This window comes from Veillonella sp. T14073-2, from assembly GCF_002959875.1.
Classification (GTDB): Bacteria; Bacillota; Negativicutes; order Veillonellales; family Veillonellaceae; genus Veillonella; species Veillonella infantium.
Genome location: NZ_PPDC01000001.1, coordinates 236,201 through 253,944, shown reverse-complemented (window position 1 = coordinate 253,944; position 17,744 = coordinate 236,201). Strand labels below are relative to the sequence as shown.

The 17,744-nt window shown below is 41.4% G+C and carries 18 protein-coding genes; all 18 read left to right on the top strand.

What is annotated here, in order from left to right; genetic code table 11:
• Positions 1-2: 2 nt before the first annotated feature.
• The 18 genes from VCHSUH04_RS01305 (at position 3) to VCHSUH04_RS01220 (ending at position 17,656) form a co-directional block, all read left to right on the top strand.
• Positions 3-1,829 carry a diol dehydratase reactivase subunit alpha gene (locus VCHSUH04_RS01305; protein WP_105085003.1) on the top strand — a complete coding sequence of 609 codons (1,827 nt, stop codon included), beginning with the start codon at positions 3-5 and terminating at the stop codon, positions 1,827-1,829.
• On the top strand, positions 1,826-2,200 hold the full coding sequence (locus VCHSUH04_RS01300; RefSeq protein WP_105085002.1) for a glycerol dehydratase reactivase beta/small subunit family protein: 375 nt from the start codon (positions 1,826-1,828) through the stop codon (positions 2,198-2,200). Before VCHSUH04_RS01305 ends, VCHSUH04_RS01300 begins: the two co-directional genes overlap by 4 nt.
• Positions 2,201-2,227: 27 nt before the next feature.
• Complete coding sequence (locus VCHSUH04_RS01295) at positions 2,228-3,283, top strand: cob(I)yrinic acid a,c-diamide adenosyltransferase (protein ID WP_105085001.1); 1,056 nt, start codon at positions 2,228-2,230, stop codon at positions 3,281-3,283.
• Between the two features lie 10 nt (positions 3,284-3,293).
• Positions 3,294-4,016, top strand: a complete 723-nt coding sequence (locus VCHSUH04_RS01290; RefSeq protein WP_105085000.1) for an MIP/aquaporin family protein — start codon at positions 3,294-3,296, stop codon at positions 4,014-4,016.
• A gap of 85 nt (positions 4,017-4,101) precedes the next feature.
• The gene (gene eutS / locus VCHSUH04_RS01285; protein ID WP_038117203.1) at positions 4,102-4,464 is read left to right on the top strand and encodes an ethanolamine utilization microcompartment protein EutS; all 363 of its coding nucleotides are present in this window, start codon (positions 4,102-4,104) and stop codon (positions 4,462-4,464) included.
• Positions 4,465-4,477: 13 nt separating this feature from the next.
• Positions 4,478-4,918, top strand: coding sequence for a EutP/PduV family microcompartment system protein (locus tag VCHSUH04_RS01280; protein WP_105084999.1), 441 nt, complete (start codon positions 4,478-4,480; stop codon positions 4,916-4,918).
• A gap of 18 nt (positions 4,919-4,936) precedes the next feature.
• Positions 4,937-5,944 (top strand): nicotinate-nucleotide--dimethylbenzimidazole phosphoribosyltransferase, encoded by a 1,008-nt coding sequence (locus VCHSUH04_RS01275; protein WP_105084998.1) that lies wholly within the window; start codon positions 4,937-4,939, stop codon positions 5,942-5,944.
• Positions 5,945-5,988: 44 nt separating this feature from the next.
• Positions 5,989-6,270, top strand: a complete 282-nt coding sequence (pduA, locus tag VCHSUH04_RS01270; protein WP_005385289.1) for a propanediol utilization microcompartment protein PduA — start codon at positions 5,989-5,991, stop codon at positions 6,268-6,270.
• A 2-nt stretch (positions 6,271-6,272) separates the two neighbouring features.
• Positions 6,273-7,115: a propanediol utilization microcompartment protein PduB gene (gene pduB / locus VCHSUH04_RS01265; protein WP_105084997.1), complete on the top strand. Its 843-nt coding sequence runs from the start codon at positions 6,273-6,275 to the stop codon at positions 7,113-7,115.
• A 151-nt stretch (positions 7,116-7,266) separates the two neighbouring features.
• Positions 7,267-7,710, top strand: a complete 444-nt coding sequence (locus tag VCHSUH04_RS10360; protein ID WP_105084996.1) for a BMC domain-containing protein — start codon at positions 7,267-7,269, stop codon at positions 7,708-7,710.
• 26 nt (positions 7,711-7,736) lie between these two features.
• On the top strand, positions 7,737-8,012 hold the full coding sequence (gene pduA / locus VCHSUH04_RS01255) for a propanediol utilization microcompartment protein PduA (RefSeq protein ID WP_005385294.1): 276 nt from the start codon (positions 7,737-7,739) through the stop codon (positions 8,010-8,012).
• A 6-nt stretch (positions 8,013-8,018) separates the two neighbouring features.
• Complete coding sequence (gene pduL / locus VCHSUH04_RS01250; protein ID WP_105084995.1) at positions 8,019-8,639, top strand: phosphate propanoyltransferase; 621 nt, start codon at positions 8,019-8,021, stop codon at positions 8,637-8,639.
• Between the two features lie 10 nt (positions 8,640-8,649).
• Positions 8,650-9,489, top strand: coding sequence for an ethanolamine utilization protein EutJ (gene eutJ / locus VCHSUH04_RS01245; protein ID WP_233188216.1), 840 nt, complete (start codon positions 8,650-8,652; stop codon positions 9,487-9,489).
• Between the two features lies 1 nt (position 9,490).
• Positions 9,491-9,982 carry a PduM family microcompartment protein gene (pduM, locus tag VCHSUH04_RS01240; RefSeq protein WP_105084994.1) on the top strand — a complete coding sequence of 164 codons (492 nt, stop codon included), beginning with the start codon at positions 9,491-9,493 and terminating at the stop codon, positions 9,980-9,982.
• The gene (locus tag VCHSUH04_RS01235) at positions 9,969-10,235 is read left to right on the top strand and encodes a EutN/CcmL family microcompartment protein (protein ID WP_024066335.1); all 267 of its coding nucleotides are present in this window, start codon (positions 9,969-9,971) and stop codon (positions 10,233-10,235) included. Before pduM ends, VCHSUH04_RS01235 begins: the two co-directional genes overlap by 14 nt.
• Before the next feature lie 128 nt (positions 10,236-10,363).
• On the top strand, positions 10,364-11,797 hold the full coding sequence (locus VCHSUH04_RS01230) for an aldehyde dehydrogenase family protein (RefSeq protein WP_233188215.1): 1,434 nt from the start codon (positions 10,364-10,366) through the stop codon (positions 11,795-11,797).
• Positions 11,798-11,808: 11 nt separating this feature from the next.
• Positions 11,809-12,927, top strand: coding sequence for a 1-propanol dehydrogenase PduQ (locus tag VCHSUH04_RS01225; RefSeq protein ID WP_105084992.1), 1,119 nt, complete (start codon positions 11,809-11,811; stop codon positions 12,925-12,927).
• Positions 12,928-13,402: 475 nt separating this feature from the next.
• Entirely contained in the window at positions 13,403-17,656 is a 4,254-nt protein-coding gene (locus VCHSUH04_RS01220) for a 2-hydroxyacyl-CoA dehydratase (protein WP_105084991.1), read from the top strand.
• Positions 17,657-17,744 lie beyond the last annotated feature (88 nt).

Genomic DNA, 17,744 nt, shown 5'->3' with positions numbered 1-17,744 from the left:
TTATGAAACGAATTGTTGGCATCGATATCGGAAACTCTACAACCGAAGCGGCCTTGGCCGAAATTCATAGCAATGGCGAGGTAAAGTTCTTATCTTCTGCAATAGCTAGTACCACAGGCATTAAAGGAACACGCGAAAATATCGTAGGTCTCATGGATGCCCTCAAGTCGCTAATCAGGTCTGCTAATCTTACACTACGAGACATTGACTTAGTTCGTATTAATGAGGCTACACCAGTTATCGGTGATGTGGCTATGGAAACGATTACGGAAACCATAATTACAGAATCTACCATGATTGGTCACAATCCTAAAACACCAGGTGGTCTAGGCCTTGGCGTAGGCTATACGGTTCCCATTGAGCAACTGATTGATAAGCCACAAGGTCAGCCATACATCGTGGTAGCTCCAAAGATTATCGATTTTGAATTGGTAGCACAGCTTATTAATGCGTACTGTAAGCGAGGTTATGATATTCGAGCTGCTATTCTTCAAGCCGATGACGGCGTACTCGTTAACAATCGATTGGATCATAAAATTCCTATCGTAGACGAGGTTGCGTATATCGATAAAATCCCAATGGGCATGCTTTCTGCTGTAGAGGTTGTAGAACCGGGGCAAGTAGTATCACAATTATCGAATCCTTATGGAATTGCCACTGTATTTGAGCTTTCACCAGAGGAAACAAAGAATATTGTGCCTATCGCTCGAGCCCTCATTGGTAATCGATCTGCAGTCGTTATTAAAACACCGGCAGGGGACGTTAAAGAGCGGGTAATACCAGCGGGTTCCATTATTGTAATGGGGAACGATAGAACCATATCCGTCGATGTATCTGCTGGGGCAGAGAGAATTATGGAAACTCTCGAATCTGTTCATCCTATCGATGATATTAGTGGTGAAGCCGGTACGAACGTAGGTGGCATGCTTGAAAAGGTTCGCCTTACAATGGCTCAATTGACGAATAAATCCCCTCAAGATGTATTTATCCAAGATTTGCTAGCCGTAGATGTAGCTGTTCCTATCAATGTAAAGGGCGGCCTTGCAGGTGAGTTCTCTATGGAACAAGCCGTAGGCATTGCCTCCATGGTTAAGTCAGATCATCTACAAATGGAAATCATTGCAAAGCAGGTAGAAAAAGAGTTAGGCGTACCAGTTGAAATCGGTGGTGAAGAGGCTGAATCAGCTATCTTAGGCGCTTTGACTACACCGGGGACAGCAAAACCAATGGCCATACTCGATCTAGGGGCAGGCTCAACTGATGCATCCATCATTAACCAAGAAGGAAAAATTAAAGCCATTCATCTTGCAGGGGCAGGAAATATGGTAACTATGCTCATCAATTCTGAACTTGGTTTAGAGGATATGCATATTGCAGAAGCCATCAAACGAGACCCATTGGCTCAAGTACTCAGTGTATATCACATTCGTCACGAAGATGGAACGGTGCAGTTCTTTAATGAACCACTTTCGGCAGCATTGTTTGGCCGCGTTGTTATCGTAACGCCAGATGGGCTCGTTCCTGTAGAGCGAGATATCCCTCTAGAAACGATTAAGCGTGTTCGTCAAACCGCAAAGAAACGGGTATTTGTCACAAATTCACTCCGCGCTTTGGCATCTGTTAGTCCTACTCATAATGTGCGAGATATACCATTCGTAGTTATCGTAGGTGGTTCTGCATTAGACTTTGAAATTCCTCAACTCGTAACCGATGCACTTTCACAATATGCATTAGTAGCGGGGCGAGGCAACATTCGAGGCGTTGAAGGGGCACGAAATGCGGTAGCAACAGGATTGGTATTATCCTATGTACAGAAGGGAGGCCTATGATGGATCAAAGTATCGTCAGTAAGCCAACCATATTGCTGTATACTACAGAGCATATCAGTGAGGATATACTAAAACCCGTACTATATGGAATTGAAGAGGAAGGTCTTCCTGTTGTCATTGAGTCCCATAGTGGTACGCATATGACATTGGCCGACCTAGCATCTCGTAATTCCGCTTTATCTGTTGGGATAGGCGTTGATGATGAGGCGATTGTGTTGACCTATAAAAACATACCAATGCATCAATTTATTTATCGACTTACGGGCTATGCTCAATATCCAGATAGCTTACGCACCTTAGGTGTCAATGCAGCCCGCCTTGTAAAAGGTAATCCTTTCGTTTCTGATGAACGACTGGAAGTAGCTTTTTAAATCTAACTAACTTTAGAGGTGGTGCATATGGCTATTTATACGAAAACCGGTGATGCAGGTACAACGGCCTTATTTGATGGCACTAGAGTACCTAAGAATTCACTTCGTGTGGACACATATGGAACCTTTGATGAATTAAATGCACAGGTTAGTGTATGTGAGAAATTAGTCGTCTCGCCAGACAATAAACATGTGCTTCACACATTACAACATCAGCTATTCCGTTTATGTGCGGAGATAGCTACGCCTCATGTGGAAAATCTAAGTGAAAGTAGCAATCTAATTTCACAACAAGATATAAGCGAATTGGAATATATGATCGATGACTATACAACGCGATTGCCACAGCAACATAGCTTTATATTAAGCGGAAATTATCTATCTGCTGCAGAGTTACACGTGGCACGTACCATTTGTCGTCGTGGTGAACGATTGCTTATAAGCTTAGGTTCTGTAGAACCTATTCGCGATGAGGTTCGTAAATTTATTAATCGACTATCTGATGCTCTATATATCATGGCTCGCATGGAAGACTATATACAATTTGTAGAAACAATTGTAGAACGCGTTTCAGAACGTGTAGCAACTAGTCGTGAGGAAATACTGACAGAAAGCAATCAATGCGTAAGTAATATAGAGCATACTGCTGAAAGTGGAGTTATTTATATGTCAACTAGAACAGAGTTAGAGCGTATTATGACGAAGCTTTCACAAGCGGCATTGGACTACGCTCAGTCCATAGGCGTACCTATCGTTGTATCTATAGTAGATGCAAACGGTGTATTAATGTATTTCCAACGTATGTCAGATGCATTGCTCATCAGTAACGACATCGCACAGGCAAAGGCGTACACCGCAGTGGCGCTTAAATCAGCAACTCATGAAATACATCCAAGCGCACAGCCTGATGGCGATCTATTCAACATAGAATCCATGGTAAACCGTAAAATTTGCACCTTTGGTGGCGGATATCCAATCATGATTAATGGAAAGATGATTGGTGGACTCGGCATTAGCGGTGGTACCGTGGCACAGGATATGGACATTGCATCTCATGCATTACAATCTCTGTTAACTCAATGAGGTGAAAACAATGGACGTAACGCAAATGTATATTAGTGAGTTTGTTGGTACTGCCGTTTTAATTGCATTTGGTAATACTACCAATGCATCTATCTTGTTAAAGAAAACCATTGTTAGTATTTTTGGTACTAACTGGCTACACATTATCTTCGGATGGGCATTTGCCGTATCCTTTGGTGTATATGTAGGGATTACACTTGGTGGCCCAGGGCATTTGAACCCTGCCGTTACCTTTGCTCTTGCTGTAGCAGGTATATTCCCTTGGGATCAAGTCATTCCCATGTCCATAGCTCAAATTGCAGGTGGTTTTACAGGTGCTGCCATTGCTGCATTGTTCTATTATCCACACTTTAAAGTAACCGGTCCTGACGAAGGAAACTGTGTAGGGATTTTTGCAACAGGTCCAGCTATTGATAATAAACCTTTCAATTTGATATCTGAAATCATAGCAACATTTATGTTTATGCTAGCGATTCTCTGCTTAGGAAAAATGGCCGATGGTTTAGCACCTATGGTCATCGGTATTTTGGTAGCATCCATTGGTATGTCCTTTGGCGCAACTACTGGATATGCATTAAATCCAGCCCGTGACTTTGGTCCGCGGTTAGCATATTTCTTATTACCGATTCCTAATAAAGGAACTGCGAACTGGCAATATGCATGGGTACCATTTATTGGCCCATTGATTGGGGCAGGCTTAGCCGTGTTGTTCTTCCAATTAGTGGCACCTTAACTATAGCTAGAGTATATAAAACAACGACAAACTATAACATGTCAGTATAGTTTAAAGAATACATATTACATTAGGAGGAGATTATATGGCCTTTCAAGAGGTAATTGATGCAAAACAGCGCATCATACAAGAGTTTGTACCTGGAAAGCAGGTTACGATAGCCCATGTTATTGCCAATCCTAAGCCAGATCTATTTAGAAAAATGGGACTTGAGGAAAAAGGGCGCAATGCCATTGGAATTCTTACCATAACACCTGGCGAAGGGACCATTATTGCAGCCGATATTGCAAGTAAATCTGGTGATATCGAAATCGGTTTCATCGATAGATTTTCGGGGGCACTTCTCATAACTGGTGATGTATCTGCTGTTGAATCTGCTTTGCGCAGCGTAATTGAAGGTCTGCAACGCATATTAGGATTCTTCCCAACGGATTTAACAAGATCCTAATGAAAGGGTAATTATGAGCACCGAAAAGAAAGAAAAACGCATCCTTCTAGTAGGTCGTAGCGGTTGTGGTAAGACTACATTAGCAGATACGATTACTCATGGCTCGGCTACGTATCATAAGACACAAGCTATAACGAGAGTGGGAAACTTCATCGATACTCCTGGAGAATATATGGAGAATCCTAATTACTATCGAGGCATTATCTTGCACGCCTATGATGCGGACGTAGTGATTTTCATGATTCCTGCAGGTGATGAAACAACCATATTCCCGCCAAACTTTGGAAACTCATTAAATCGCGAGGTTATAGGGGTTGTATCAAAGGTGGATACGGGTAAAGATGTTGAGGCGCCTAGGCGCAATCTTAAACTAGCGGGAGCCACTGAGATTTTTGAAATATCAGTTCACGACGAAGAGTCGTTAAAACAATTATGTAACTACATATATGGTTAGTTGAAAGAAGGTTTTTCCATGGACAAAGTGTTTGAAGAACAACTTAATCAATTTATTTTAAATAAGGCGATCATTCCAAAAAGCTTGGGTCTATGGGAACGATATTTCAAAAAAATGTGTCTCGCTTGGCAAGATATGAAACCTGAGATTCAGGCTCAGCATATTATCTTTTCTGCAGATAATGGTATTTCCGTAGATGGCCTAATCGGTTATAACTATGAGATTACTCGTAAACAGTCTCAGAATATGATTGATGGTAAAAGTGCAGTTGCTAATTACTGTATCTTTAACCATATTCCTTATGAAGTGGTAGATGTAGGCATTGCGTGCCCACAAGGTATTGGGATAAATCGAAAGGTAGCTCAAGGCACAAAGAATATATTAGATGGTGCTGCTATGAGTGCTGAAGAGTTTGACCTAGCATATCAAGCTGGATATAACCGAGTTGTTTACTATGCAGAATCGGGTATCAATCTATTTTCCTTTGGCGAAATGGGTGTTGGTAATACGACTACTTCAGCAGCTGTCCTGAGTGGTCTTACAAAACTAGACCCACGGATAACTGTAGGTCCTGGATCTGGCCCTGATGAAGAGGCGTACATGAATCAAAAACGAGAGTTTGTACGTACTGCATTATCTCATCATAAGGGACACTTAAATAGTCCTAAAGAGGTAATTAGCCGCGTAGGTGGCTTTGATATAGCCGCTATTACAGGTGCTATGGTAGCTTGTACAGACTTACATATCCCATTTGTAATCGATGGATATATTACAGCAGTTGCCATGGCTTGTGCTACTCAAATGAATGGAGACGCTCCATTATACGGTATTCCATCTCATTATTCTCGCGAGGTAGGGATGGCCGCAGCATTGGCTTATGCAAATATTCGTCTTGATGAAGTTCCAATCCATGGACAAATGGCGTTAGGTGAAGGTACTGGTGCTGTACTCATGGTACAACTACTTAAAACAGCGCACTTTGCCTTTATGAATATAGGTACCATGGTGGAACTATTAGAAAAATAAATTTGTAATCTTTGCGCTATGTTTTGTAAAAGGAGAGAAAACAGATGACACAAGAAGCATTAGGTATGGTGGAAACTAAGGGCCTAGTAGGCGCTATTGAAGCAGCTGATGCAATGCTTAAAGCAGCTAATGTGGAACTCGTAGGCAATGAAAAAATTGGCTCTGGTCTCGTTACTGTTATGGTTCGTGGTGATGTAGGTGCTGTAAAAGCTGCTGTAGACGCAGGTGCAGCTGCTGCAGAACGGGTAGGCATTGTTATCTCTACTCATGTAATTCCAAGACCACATAAAGATGTAGAAGGTATTTTACCAACAAAGGGTGAATAATTATGGCCGATACTAAAAGTCTGGTAGACGAGATTTTAAAGCGCGTATTGATGCGTATCGATAGTGCTGATTTTAGCAAAACTTCAGGCGCGACTAGTAATGCATTATGTGCTTCGGCACCTGTAAGTTCACCTGCTGTAAGTCAACTACAAACTTCTATGATTACTGAACACGTAGGTAGCACTACAACAGGCGATACAATTGGTCTCGTAATTGCCAATGTTGATAGTCAAGTATTGGAAGCTATGAAGCTCACTAAGTCATATCGATCCATCGGTATCTTAGGTTCACGTACAGGTGCAGGGCCGCAAATTATGGCCGCTGATGAAGCTGTAAAAGCAACGAATACAGAGATTGTTAGCATTGAGCTTGCCCGTGATATGAAAGGTGGCGCTGGTTCTGGTTCCCTCATCATATTTGGTGGCGATGACGTATCCGATGTAAGACGTTCTGTGGAAGTAGCATTACGTGAATTAGAACGGACCTTTGGCGAAGTATATATGAATGACGCAGGCCATGTGGAGATCCAATATACAGCGCGTGCAGGAGAAGCCTTGGTCACTGCTTTTGGGACACCAGAAGGTAAAGCCTTTGGGTTATTAGTAGGTGCCCCAGCAGCAATAGGTGTAGTTATGGCAGATACAGCAGTTAAATCCGCTAATGTAGATGTGGTAAGTTATCGATCTCCATCGAGTTCTGCTATGAGTAATGAAGTTGTTTTACAAATTAGTGGTGATTCTGGCGCTGTTAAACAAGCTGTAAAAGCAGCACGTGATGTGGGATTAGCTTTACTGGAAACTATGGGAGAAAGACCTAAGAATAAGGGTAATGCTTACATCATCTGAAACCGAAAGAAGAACCTAAAACAGAGACTCAAGAACCAGAGTTAAAAGATTTGATTCGTCAAATGTTAGTAGATATGCAACGTAGCTAACAGTATAGGAATGTATGAATCCTAGGTGCGAATCATCAAAGAAATAGACGTCGGGAGGTGGCATGGTGAAAGATTCACTAGGGTTACTAGAAGTAGCTGGTTTGCTGGGGGCTATCACCGCATCAGATGCAATGGTTAAAGCTGCAAATGTACGGCTCATAGGAATAGAAAAGGCGAGAGGACTTGGCTGGATGACCGTAAAGGTTGCTGGTGATGTAGGAGCTGTTGAAGCAGCTGTTCAAACCGGTGTGGCGATTACAAAAGGTATGAACTTGTATGTAGCTCACAAAGTAATTCCTCGACCTGCAGAAGGTTTAGTAGAATCCTTTAATGATGATTTTACAGATAAGCCGGCTAAGGTAGCTGATGAAACAGAGAAACCCCAATTAGATGAAAAGGTTGTTGAGGTGTTAGATGAGATAGTATCTACGATCATAGAACCGAAAAGTTCTAAATCAACAGGTACAAAGAAAATAACACCAAAGAAAAACCCTAAAAAGAAATAAAGTAGTAAATAATAAAGGAGATTATCATGAATAACGCATTAGGCATGGTAGAAACAAAAGGTTTAGTAGGCGCAATTGAAGCGGCTGACGCAATGGTAAAAGCAGCTAACGTTACATTAGAAGGTACTGAAAAAATCGGTTCCGGTCTTGTAACAGTAATGGTTCGCGGTGATGTAGGCGCTGTAAAAGCGGCTGTTGATGCGGGCTGTGCAGCTGCACAGAAAGTAGGTGAAGTAGTATCTACTCATGTAATTCCACGCCCTCATAGCGATGTAGAATTAATCTTACCTAAGAAAGGATAATAGCTTATGGATCGGGAACAGATTCGTGCTATCGTACGAGAAGTGATCGAAGCCATGTTCGAATCGTCCATTCCCGTAGGTGTGAGCAATAGACATGTCCATCTATGTCAGGAGGACTGGGATATATTATTCCCTAACCAGGCTATTACTAAAAAAAGTGACTTAAAACAAACTGGAGAATTTGCTTCAGAACAAACAGTTACTTTAGTGGGGCCTAAAGGGGTCATTCAAAACGTCCGCGTATTAGGTCCTCTTAGAAAACAGTCACAAGTAGAGGTATCTTTGACCGATGCTCGTGCATTGGGTATAAAACCTCCTATTGTGCTATCTGGTCATTTAGAATCAGCCGCAGAGATTACTCTATGTACTGAAAATGGGGAAATTACAAAACCTATTTGCATCGTTGCAAAACGACATATTCATATGTCTCCTGATGATGCAAAACGACTTTCTGTAAACGATGGCGACAGCGTAAATATTGAAATTCAAACACCAGAGCGCACCACTGTATTTGGTGATGTCATCGTTCGGGCCGTACCGGGATTTGTTCTAGAACTCCATATTGATACAGATGAGGCAAATGCTGCCAATGTACAAGGTACAGTGATGGCGAGAATTGTACAGTAAAGTAGGTGATATGATGAAAGGTTTGAAAAAGGCAAATAATACCTTGCAAGAGTTCTCTGATCTTGTAGAGTCTAAACAAGTGAGCTCTCATAATCAAAAAAATTTGCGCGTAGGAATTGACCTTGGTACATCATCTATTGTCCTATCCGTAGTAAACGATAAAGGTAAGCCTATATATGGTGCTTTTGAATACAACGAATCTATTCGAGATGGCCTTGTAGTTGACTATGTGGGAGCTGTTACAATTACGAGAGCTTTAAAGGCTAAGGCGGAAGCTGCCTTAGGCACAGAGCTTGTATATGCTGCAGCAGCTGTTCCACCTGGAACGATAGGCAAGAATAAAGAGGTAGTAGGTCATGTTCTTGAAAGTGCCGGTTTTGAAGTAACCTGCATTTTAGACGAGCCTACCGCTGCTGCTAATGTGCTAGGAATCACCGATGGCGCTGTTATCGACGTTGGTGGTGGTACTACGGGCATAAGTATTTTAAAAGATGGCCGAGTTGTATATACCGTAGATGAGCCTACAGGAGGTACCCATATGAACCTTGTTATTAGCGGGGCCTATGGCATCTCTATTCCTGAAGCGGAAGCTTATAAGCGCAATGAAGCGAATAAACGTGATGTATATGCAACCATACGGCCTGTAGTTGAAAAAATGGCAGCTATTTCTAAGCGTGCGTTACATGAGGGCGGTTATGAAAAGGGGACTCCTATTGTTGTTGTGGGCGGTGCCTCTAATTTTGAGGAGTTCACAAAGACTTTCAGTCAATATATAGGGTTACCTGTTCATAAGCCACTGTATCCAGAATTTGTAACGCCCTTAGGGATTGCCATGGGAAGTGAGCATTAATATGGATGCATTAGTTAAACTGGTGCTAGAACGCCTAGAAAAGCGCATGACATCCACTGCTACTTTTATGGTCACAGAGTGCAATAGCTATGATGAGCATATATTGTTGCAGAATCAACTCATTTCTTTCAGTGGTATAGATTATGGTCATATACGAGAGTTAATGTGCGATAGATTGGTGCCTTGGGTTGCCTATTTGCATCGTGCATTAGCGTATGACTGTGAGGTGACGATACACCTAGCAGTTCCTGTAACCTCGTTGATGAATCCATCAGTCATTCTAGATTGGCCTATCAAATTTCTAGATAAATTTGGTTGTCCTATATATGCCAGTCATCAAGCGTGGATAACGGCCTCTTTTGTTAGATCTTGTGAAAGTCAGTCTATTATCGTCATATATAGGGGACAACGGTTCACCATGGCTGCTCGAGATGAAATTGAGCGCTTAGGTATCACAATAATTGAAGGGAACGAGAAGTATGCAAGTCGGTAAAGTTGTGGGTAGTATTGTATCTACTCAAAAGCATGAATCTCTAAAGGGAATGAAACTGATGATGGTAGATATTCTCGATGGAGAACAAGAGTTGACGGGGCGCATAGAGATCGCCGTCGATACAGTATGTGCTGGTGAAGGTGAATATGTGCTTTTAACTCGAGGCTCATCGGCACGGCATATTTTCGAAGATGATAAAGGCACCGCAGTAGATTGTGCTATTGTGGGTATTATTGATAGTTTTGAAAAATAATTGTATAGGAAATAGCTGGTGCCAGAGTTAAACCTAGTTATTGTGTCACATCATGAATGTATCCTTGATTGTGTACACCGTTAGTTGACATGGTCATTGCATCAGCAATGCAACCTATATGGAGGTTCATGATGGAAAACAATACACAGTTGAAAGAAATGATCCGCTCCATGGTTATAGATGTATTACAGGGGCAAAAGCAAGAAATGGCCTCATCACAACCTATTAAACAAGCGCCTAGAGGTCAAGTTGAGCCAGGTGTATTTGATACAGTTGATGAAGCAATTCAAGCTGCAAAAGCAGCACAAGCGCGCTTTGAAGATTGCACCTTAGCAACCCGTGAAAAGGTAATAGCAGACATCCGTGCTGCCATGCGTCCACGAGTACAAGAGTTGGCTCAGAAAACCGTTGAAGAAACGGGGATGGGTCGCGTTGCGGATAAAGTACTAAAATTAAATCTAACACTCGATAAAACACCGGGCGTAGAAGATCTCGTCACAGAGTGTGAAACAGGCGATAATGGTATGACATTATACGAATTGTCTGCTTATGGTGTTATTGGTGCTGTTACGCCAAGTACGAATCCAGCGGAAACATTAATATGTAATACAATAGGTATGCTAGCCGCAGGGAATGCTGTATTCTTTAGTGTTCATCCTGGTGCTAAGCATCTTAGTCGATTGCTAGTTAGTGAACTTAATCAAATCATCGCCAAATCGATTGGTATTGAAAACCTTATTGTTACACTTCGAGAACCATCTATTGAGTCTGCTCAAGAGATGATGCTACATCCAGATGTGAGCCTATTAGTTGTTACTGGAGGTCCTGGCGTAGTAAAACAAGCCCTTCAAAGTGGTAAAAAGGTTATTGGTGCTGGTGCAGGCAATCCACCGGCCTTTGTAGATGAAACGGCAGATATTAAAAAGGCCGCTCAAGATATTGTTCTTGGCGCTAGTCTAGATAATAATATTCTATGTATCGCTGAAAAGAGCGTTGTAGCCATGCGCCAAATCGAGCCACAGCTAGTTCAAGAAATGGTAAAAGTAGGTTGTGTTCTCCTTGAAAATCAACAAGATATTCAACGCCTAGTCGATTTAACAGTGTTACCGAATGGGACACCAAATAAAAAATTTGTCGGTAAAAATGCAAGCGTTATTCTTGATGCAGCACATGTTCCGTACAATGGTGATCCACGGTTAATTATCATGCGGGCTCCAAAAAATCATCCCTTTGCAGTAATTGAGATGTTAATGCCTATTTTACCTGTTGTTACAGTAGATAGCTTTGACGAAGGTCTTGATGTATGCTTGATGTTAGAAGCAGGCTTACATCATACGGCCACAATGCATTCCTTGAATATGGAACGCCTCAATCGGATGGCTCGTAAAATGAAAACTTCCATTTTTGTTAAGAATGGTCCGTCCTATGCAGGGCTTGGATTTAGTGGTGAGGGTACGACAACCTTTACAATTGCTACACCTACTGGAGAATCTACTACATCGGCTCGTTGCTTTGCGCGACGTCGTAGATGTTGCTTAACAACAGGATTTAATATTCGATAGGTGGTGAGCATATGAATCAATGGACTTTTCCAACCCAGATTTATGCAGGGCCAGATTCATTGAACCGTCTTACAGCGTTTTCTAATGAATCTATCCTTATCATATGCGATCCATTTTTAAAAGATTCTCCCAGCCTTACGTATGTGATAGGGTTAATGGATAGTAAAAATAAGGTAACCATCTACACAGATGTAGTACCTGATCCACCCATAACGCATGTAGTAAAGGGTATTGAGTTTATGGAAGGCATTAGACCAACTGTAATCATTGCCATAGGTGGGGGCTCCTGTATCGATATGAGTAAGGGCATTGCTTACTTTGGTCGTAAGTTAAAGCATATGGATATCAAATCCTTTATTGCTGTTCCTACTACTAGTGGAACTGGATCAGAAGTGACCTCTTTTGCTGTTCTTACAGATAGTGAAACACAAATTAAATATCCTCTTGTGGATGATGCGGTATTACCAGATGAAGCATTATTAACGCCATTATTTGTAAAAACATCTCCACCAAGTGTTACTGCATTCAGTGGTATGGATGTGCTAGTTCACGCATTGGAAGCCTATGTAGCAACGGCTGCAAATAATTTTACTGATGCGTTGGCACAACAGGCGATTGAGCTAGTCTTTACTTACTTACCAAGATGTCATAAGCCAACAGCAACAGAGCAAGATAGAATGTCTATGCATGAGGCTTCATGTTTAGCAGGTCTATCCTTTAACAAGGCCGGATTAGGTATAGTTCATGCCATGGCTCATCAGTTGGGAGGACAATTTCATGTGCCTCATGGTCTAGCTAACAGTATGCTTTTGCTTTATGTAATTGGATTTAATTGCTCTCGTAACCAAGAGGTGGCCAAGAAATATGCCCATCTATCTGCTAAGTTGGGCTTTGCATCGCATAAAGCATCCGATGGAGATAAAATAGGTGCATTACTAGAGGCGATTATAAAACTACAACGAACTTTAGAATGTCCAATGACACTGACTGAATTTGGTGTAGATAAGGCTACATCTGAACCAAAACTTAACCTCATGGCAGATAGAGCACTAGAGGATATGTGTTATAGATTTAATCCATACCCAGCTAACCATGATGATCTTATCGGATTATATAAAAAGGTTTTGTAACCTATATAGAGTGAATAATAAAACTCAAAAGTATATAATGAACAATACAAATACAAGAGGCTTCAATGATTTCATGGAAGCCTCTTTTTGTATTCCCTTATTCTTGTTAATTGAAATAGAAATAGAAATAATATTTACCTATTTGTTGCTTAAGTTATGTGCTGTTAGGTACACTTTTTTTCATCTTAGAATGATATAATAAATTTTACATCCTATCTCGATGTAGAGGTGTTATTCAAGTTTAGTCATATTCCATATAACTCATTGGAATATAGAAAAACATAGATTTTATCTACATTTGTTGTATAATATGTATAGGATATTTAAAAAATTAGATGTTTTTGTGAAAGTCTATCCTTATCTAAGTTAATTAGATGTTTGGTGCATTTTATTTTAGATTCATGCTCAATGTACTACTTTCACAATATGAGTATGATCTTGTGTGGTCATACGTTTTTTGAAAAGAGAGGTATTTATGCAACACATGCTACGCATGGGTATTGACGTGGGCTCTACAACTGTTAAAGTTGTACTATTAGACGAACACGATAATTATTTGTATAAAAAGTACATACGCCATTATGCAAACATTTTGGACACCGTATATACCTTGCTCCAAGAGGCTCAAGTGGGCCATGAAAATGATCAAGTTCATGTATGTATTACAGGTTCTGGTGGTATGGCGATGGCTGAAAAGGTACGCATTCCATTCGTGCAAGAGGTTATTGCTGAAACACGTGCTGTAAAAGCGTTGTATCCAGAAACTGATGTTATTATCGAACTTGGTGGTGAAGATGCGAAGGTAACCTATTTAGGTCAAACGGCAGAACACCGTATGAATGGTTCTTGTGCAGGTGGTACAGGTGCCTTCATCGACCAAATGGCGACTTTATTGCAAACTGATGCATCTGGTCTTAACCAATTGGCCATGAATGCTGATACGATTTATCCAATTGCAGCACGCTGTGGCGTATTTGCTAAAACAGACGTACAAGCTTTGTTAAACCAAGGCGCATCTCATGAAAATATTGCAAAATCCGTATTCCAAGCGATTGTAAACCAAACAATTGCGGGCCTTGCATGCGGTCATAAAATTGAAGGTAATGTAGCATTCCTTGGGGGGCCGTTAACATTCTTATCCGAACTTCGTCAATGTTTCTGCGATACCTTAGAACTAGATGAAGCGCATCGCATTATCCCTGAAAATGGTGAATTATTCATCGCCTTAGGGGCGGCTTTGATGAAAGAAGACTGTCGTGAGATTACGGTTGGTCAATTAACAAAGGAAATTGGTGCCCTCATCGGTATTCCTATGGAGGCTACAGATCGTGTAGAACCTCTATTTAAAAATGAACAAGAATTAGAAGAATTCCGCGCTCGTCACGCTAAGGCAGTAACGCCAAAAGCGAATATTGAAGATGCGCAAGGTCCTTGTTACCTTGGTATTGATGCTGGTTCTACTACTCTTAAGGTAGTTCTCATCAATAGCAATAAGGAAATCATATTCTCTCACTATGGTCCTAATCATGGTAAACCATTAGGAAAATCTCGTGAAATGATCGAGAAGATTTATGAACTGTTACCAAAAGGCGCGTATATTGCGCATTCTGGTGTAACTGGTTACGGCGAAGCATTTCTTAAACGCGCCCTTGGTATCGATATTGGCGAAGTAGAAACAATGGCTCACTATCGTGCAGCTCGTTACTTCTGCCCTGATGTATCCTTTATCTTAGACATCGGCGGTCAAGATATGAAATGCTGTAAGGTTCGCGATGGCTATATCGAAGATATCGTATTGAACGAAGCGTGCTCCTCTGGTTGCGGCTCCTTCATTGATACATTCGCATCCGGTCTACGCATTCCAATCGATCAATTCGCGAAGGAAGGTTTATTGGCATCCTTGCCAATCGACTTGGGTTCTCGTTGTACTGTATTTATGAACTCTAAGGTTAAGCAGGCTCAAAAAGAAGGTGCTACGGTACAAGATATCGCAGCAGGTCTTGCTTACTCTGTTATTAAAAATGCTCTTTATAAGGTTCTTAAGGTAAAAGACCCTAAAGAATTGGGTGATCATATCGTTGTACAAGGTGGTACATTCTACAATGAATCCGTATTGCGTGCCTTCGAGAAATTGATGGGCGTAGAAGTAATTCGTCCTGACGTATCCGGCTTGATGGGTGCTTATGGTATGGCTCTTCTTGCAGCTGAAACGGCAGAAGAGTTACAAAAGGAAAAAAGTACTTTGCTCGATAGTGATGGTCTTAACTCCTTACAAGTATCTACGACAATGCGCAATTGCGGACTTTGCTCCAATAACTGTATGCTTACCATCAATGCTTTCTCTGATGGTCGTACTTACGTAACGGGTAACCGTTGTGACCGCGGTGCGGGCGGTATGATTCAAGAGGAACGCAAAGCAGTTCCTAACTTAGTAGATGTTAAATTGCGTCGTTACTTCGACTATTATTTGAAGAAAAATATTTCAGAGTTCGAAGGTAAAATGCGCGTAGGTATTCCTCGCGTCCTCAATATGTATGAGGATTTCCCATTCTGGTTTACATTCTTTAATACACTTGGCTATGAAGTAATCCTTTCCGATTACACTACAAAGGAACAATACAACAAGGCTATTGATACGATTCCATCCGATACAGCTTGCTACCCAGCAAAAGCTGTTCATGGTCATATTCGCGACCTTGCGAATGCACAAGTAGACTTTGTTTGGTACCCTTGTATTCAACATGGCCCTAAGGAATTTAGCCGCGACAATAATTACCATTGTCCAATGGTTATTTCCTATCCAGAGCTTATCAAAAACAACATGCAGGAGGTTCTGGGGGATACTCCATTCCACGCACCATTCTTGCCATTAGCTGATAAGAAATCTCTTGTTCCTGCTCTTGTGAAAGCATTGGACTTCTTGAATCTCAAGAAGAAAGATATTGCTAACGCTGTTGAAAAAGCGTGGGAAGAACAAGAAAATTGTAAGGCTTCTTACCGTGAAACGACAAAGAAAACAGTATCTCGCCTCGTAGCAGAACAAATTCCTACCATCGTATTGGCTGGTCGTCCATACCATTTGGACTCTGGTATTAATCACGGTATCCCAGAGCTTATTACATCCCTTGGTATGGCTGTTCTTACAGAAGATGGCGTTGCGCCACTTGGTAATGAAATCAAGCATCTACGTGTTGTAGACCAATGGTCTTACCATAGCCGTCTATACCGCGCTGCTGAATTCGTAAGTAGAACAGAAGGCTTCCAAATTGTTGAGCTTAACTCCTTTGGTTGCGGTCTCGATTCTATTGTAGCGGATCAAGTAAAAGATATACTTTCAGCAAACCATAAGATTCATACCTTACTCAAAATTGACGAAGGTACAAACCTTGGGGCTGTAACGATTCGTTTGCGTTCCTTGCAATCTGTAATGGAACGTAGCTTGCGTCGTCATCACAACCCAGAGGCACCAGAAGTGGTGGAAGAACAATTACCAACCTACGATTATAATCGCGTGGTGTTCACAGAGGAAATGCGTAAGACTTATAAAATCTTGGTGCCACAAATGTCACCATTGCATTTTAGCCTCTTGGATCCAGTCCTCAAAAATGAAGGCTATAACTTTGAAATGTTGCCAGCTCCAACGCGTGACGATATTGAAGTAGGCTTGAAATATATCAATAATGATGCATGTTACCCAGCGATTATCGTTGTAGGGCAGCTCATGTCTGCACTATTATCTGGTAAATACGATATCGATAAAACAGCTGTTATCATCTCTCAAACAGGTGGTGGGTGCCGTGCTACAAACTATATTGGTTATTTGCGTAAAGCGTTGATTGACGCTGGTATGAAACAAGTGCCAATCCTATCTCTTAATGCAAGCGATATGGAACGTCAACCAGGCTTTAAATTGACAAAAGGTTTCTTGCATCGCATGATTCAAGCTGTTGTTTACGGTGATGCCCTCATGCAATGCGTATTGGCTACACGTCCTTACGAAACTAACCCGGGCTCTACAGATGCATTATGTGATTACTGGATTAAAAAATTACGTGAAAACATTACATCTGCAAGTCTTCGTCAGTATAATAAGTACATCAAAGAAATCATTCATGACTTTGATAACTTGCCGGTCAATAAAGATGTACAAAAACCTCGCGTTGGCGTCGTAGGTGAAATTTACGTTAAATTCCACCCAAGTGCTAACAACCATATCAATGAACTCATTGAAAAAGAAGGTGGCGAAGTCGTTACATCTGGTTTATTAGATTTCTTCTTATACTGCGCAATGGACAGCACATACCGTGCTAAACACCTTGATGGCACATGGCTATCTGGCTTCTTTGGTACATTGGCTCGTGAAGCCCTTGAACTCTACCGCTTGCCATATGCTAAAGCAGTAGCAGCGTCTAAAAACTTTGACCCTCTACAACGTATGACAGAAGTAGCAAAAGAAGCGGCTCACTACATTGGTCTTGGTAACCAATGCGGTGAAGGTTGGTTCCTCACAGGCGATATGATTGACCTCATTGAAAAAGGGGCTAAACAAATCGTATGCTTGCAACCATTCGGCTGCTTACCAAACCACGTTACAGGTAAAGGCATGGTTAAAACACTATCCGCTGCCTACCCAGACGTGCGCATTGCTGCCATCGACTACGATCCAGGCTCCAGTGCAGTAAACCAAGCAAACCGGTTGAAACTACTACTATCGACAATGTTCGAATAAGTAGTTAGTGTATTGCTAATTTTGGCTAAAATGAGTGTTTTGAAACTCGATGGAACTATTGGCGAATAACCGATAGGTGGCCTTACAT

Coding starts and splice junctions, on each gene's coding strand:
- VCHSUH04_RS01305 (WP_105085003.1), top strand. CDS start 3: ATGAAACGAATTGTTGGCATCGATATCGGAAACTCTACAACCGAAGCG.
- VCHSUH04_RS01300 (WP_105085002.1), top strand. CDS start 1,826: ATGATGGATCAAAGTATCGTCAGTAAGCCAACCATATTGCTGTATACT.
- VCHSUH04_RS01295 (WP_105085001.1), top strand. CDS start 2,228: ATGGCTATTTATACGAAAACCGGTGATGCAGGTACAACGGCCTTATTT.
- VCHSUH04_RS01290 (WP_105085000.1), top strand. CDS start 3,294: ATGGACGTAACGCAAATGTATATTAGTGAGTTTGTTGGTACTGCCGTT.
- eutS (WP_038117203.1), top strand. CDS start 4,102: ATGGCCTTTCAAGAGGTAATTGATGCAAAACAGCGCATCATACAAGAG.
- VCHSUH04_RS01280 (WP_105084999.1), top strand. CDS start 4,478: ATGAGCACCGAAAAGAAAGAAAAACGCATCCTTCTAGTAGGTCGTAGC.
- VCHSUH04_RS01275 (WP_105084998.1), top strand. CDS start 4,937: ATGGACAAAGTGTTTGAAGAACAACTTAATCAATTTATTTTAAATAAG.
- pduA (WP_005385289.1), top strand. CDS start 5,989: ATGACACAAGAAGCATTAGGTATGGTGGAAACTAAGGGCCTAGTAGGC.
- pduB (WP_105084997.1), top strand. CDS start 6,273: ATGGCCGATACTAAAAGTCTGGTAGACGAGATTTTAAAGCGCGTATTG.
- VCHSUH04_RS10360 (WP_105084996.1), top strand. CDS start 7,267: ATGGTGAAAGATTCACTAGGGTTACTAGAAGTAGCTGGTTTGCTGGGG.
- pduA (WP_005385294.1), top strand. CDS start 7,737: ATGAATAACGCATTAGGCATGGTAGAAACAAAAGGTTTAGTAGGCGCA.
- pduL (WP_105084995.1), top strand. CDS start 8,019: ATGGATCGGGAACAGATTCGTGCTATCGTACGAGAAGTGATCGAAGCC.
- eutJ (WP_233188216.1), top strand. CDS start 8,650: ATGATGAAAGGTTTGAAAAAGGCAAATAATACCTTGCAAGAGTTCTCT.
- pduM (WP_105084994.1), top strand. CDS start 9,491: ATGGATGCATTAGTTAAACTGGTGCTAGAACGCCTAGAAAAGCGCATG.
- VCHSUH04_RS01235 (WP_024066335.1), top strand. CDS start 9,969: ATGCAAGTCGGTAAAGTTGTGGGTAGTATTGTATCTACTCAAAAGCAT.
- VCHSUH04_RS01230 (WP_233188215.1), top strand. CDS start 10,364: ATGATGGAAAACAATACACAGTTGAAAGAAATGATCCGCTCCATGGTT.
- VCHSUH04_RS01225 (WP_105084992.1), top strand. CDS start 11,809: ATGAATCAATGGACTTTTCCAACCCAGATTTATGCAGGGCCAGATTCA.
- VCHSUH04_RS01220 (WP_105084991.1), top strand. CDS start 13,403: ATGCAACACATGCTACGCATGGGTATTGACGTGGGCTCTACAACTGTT.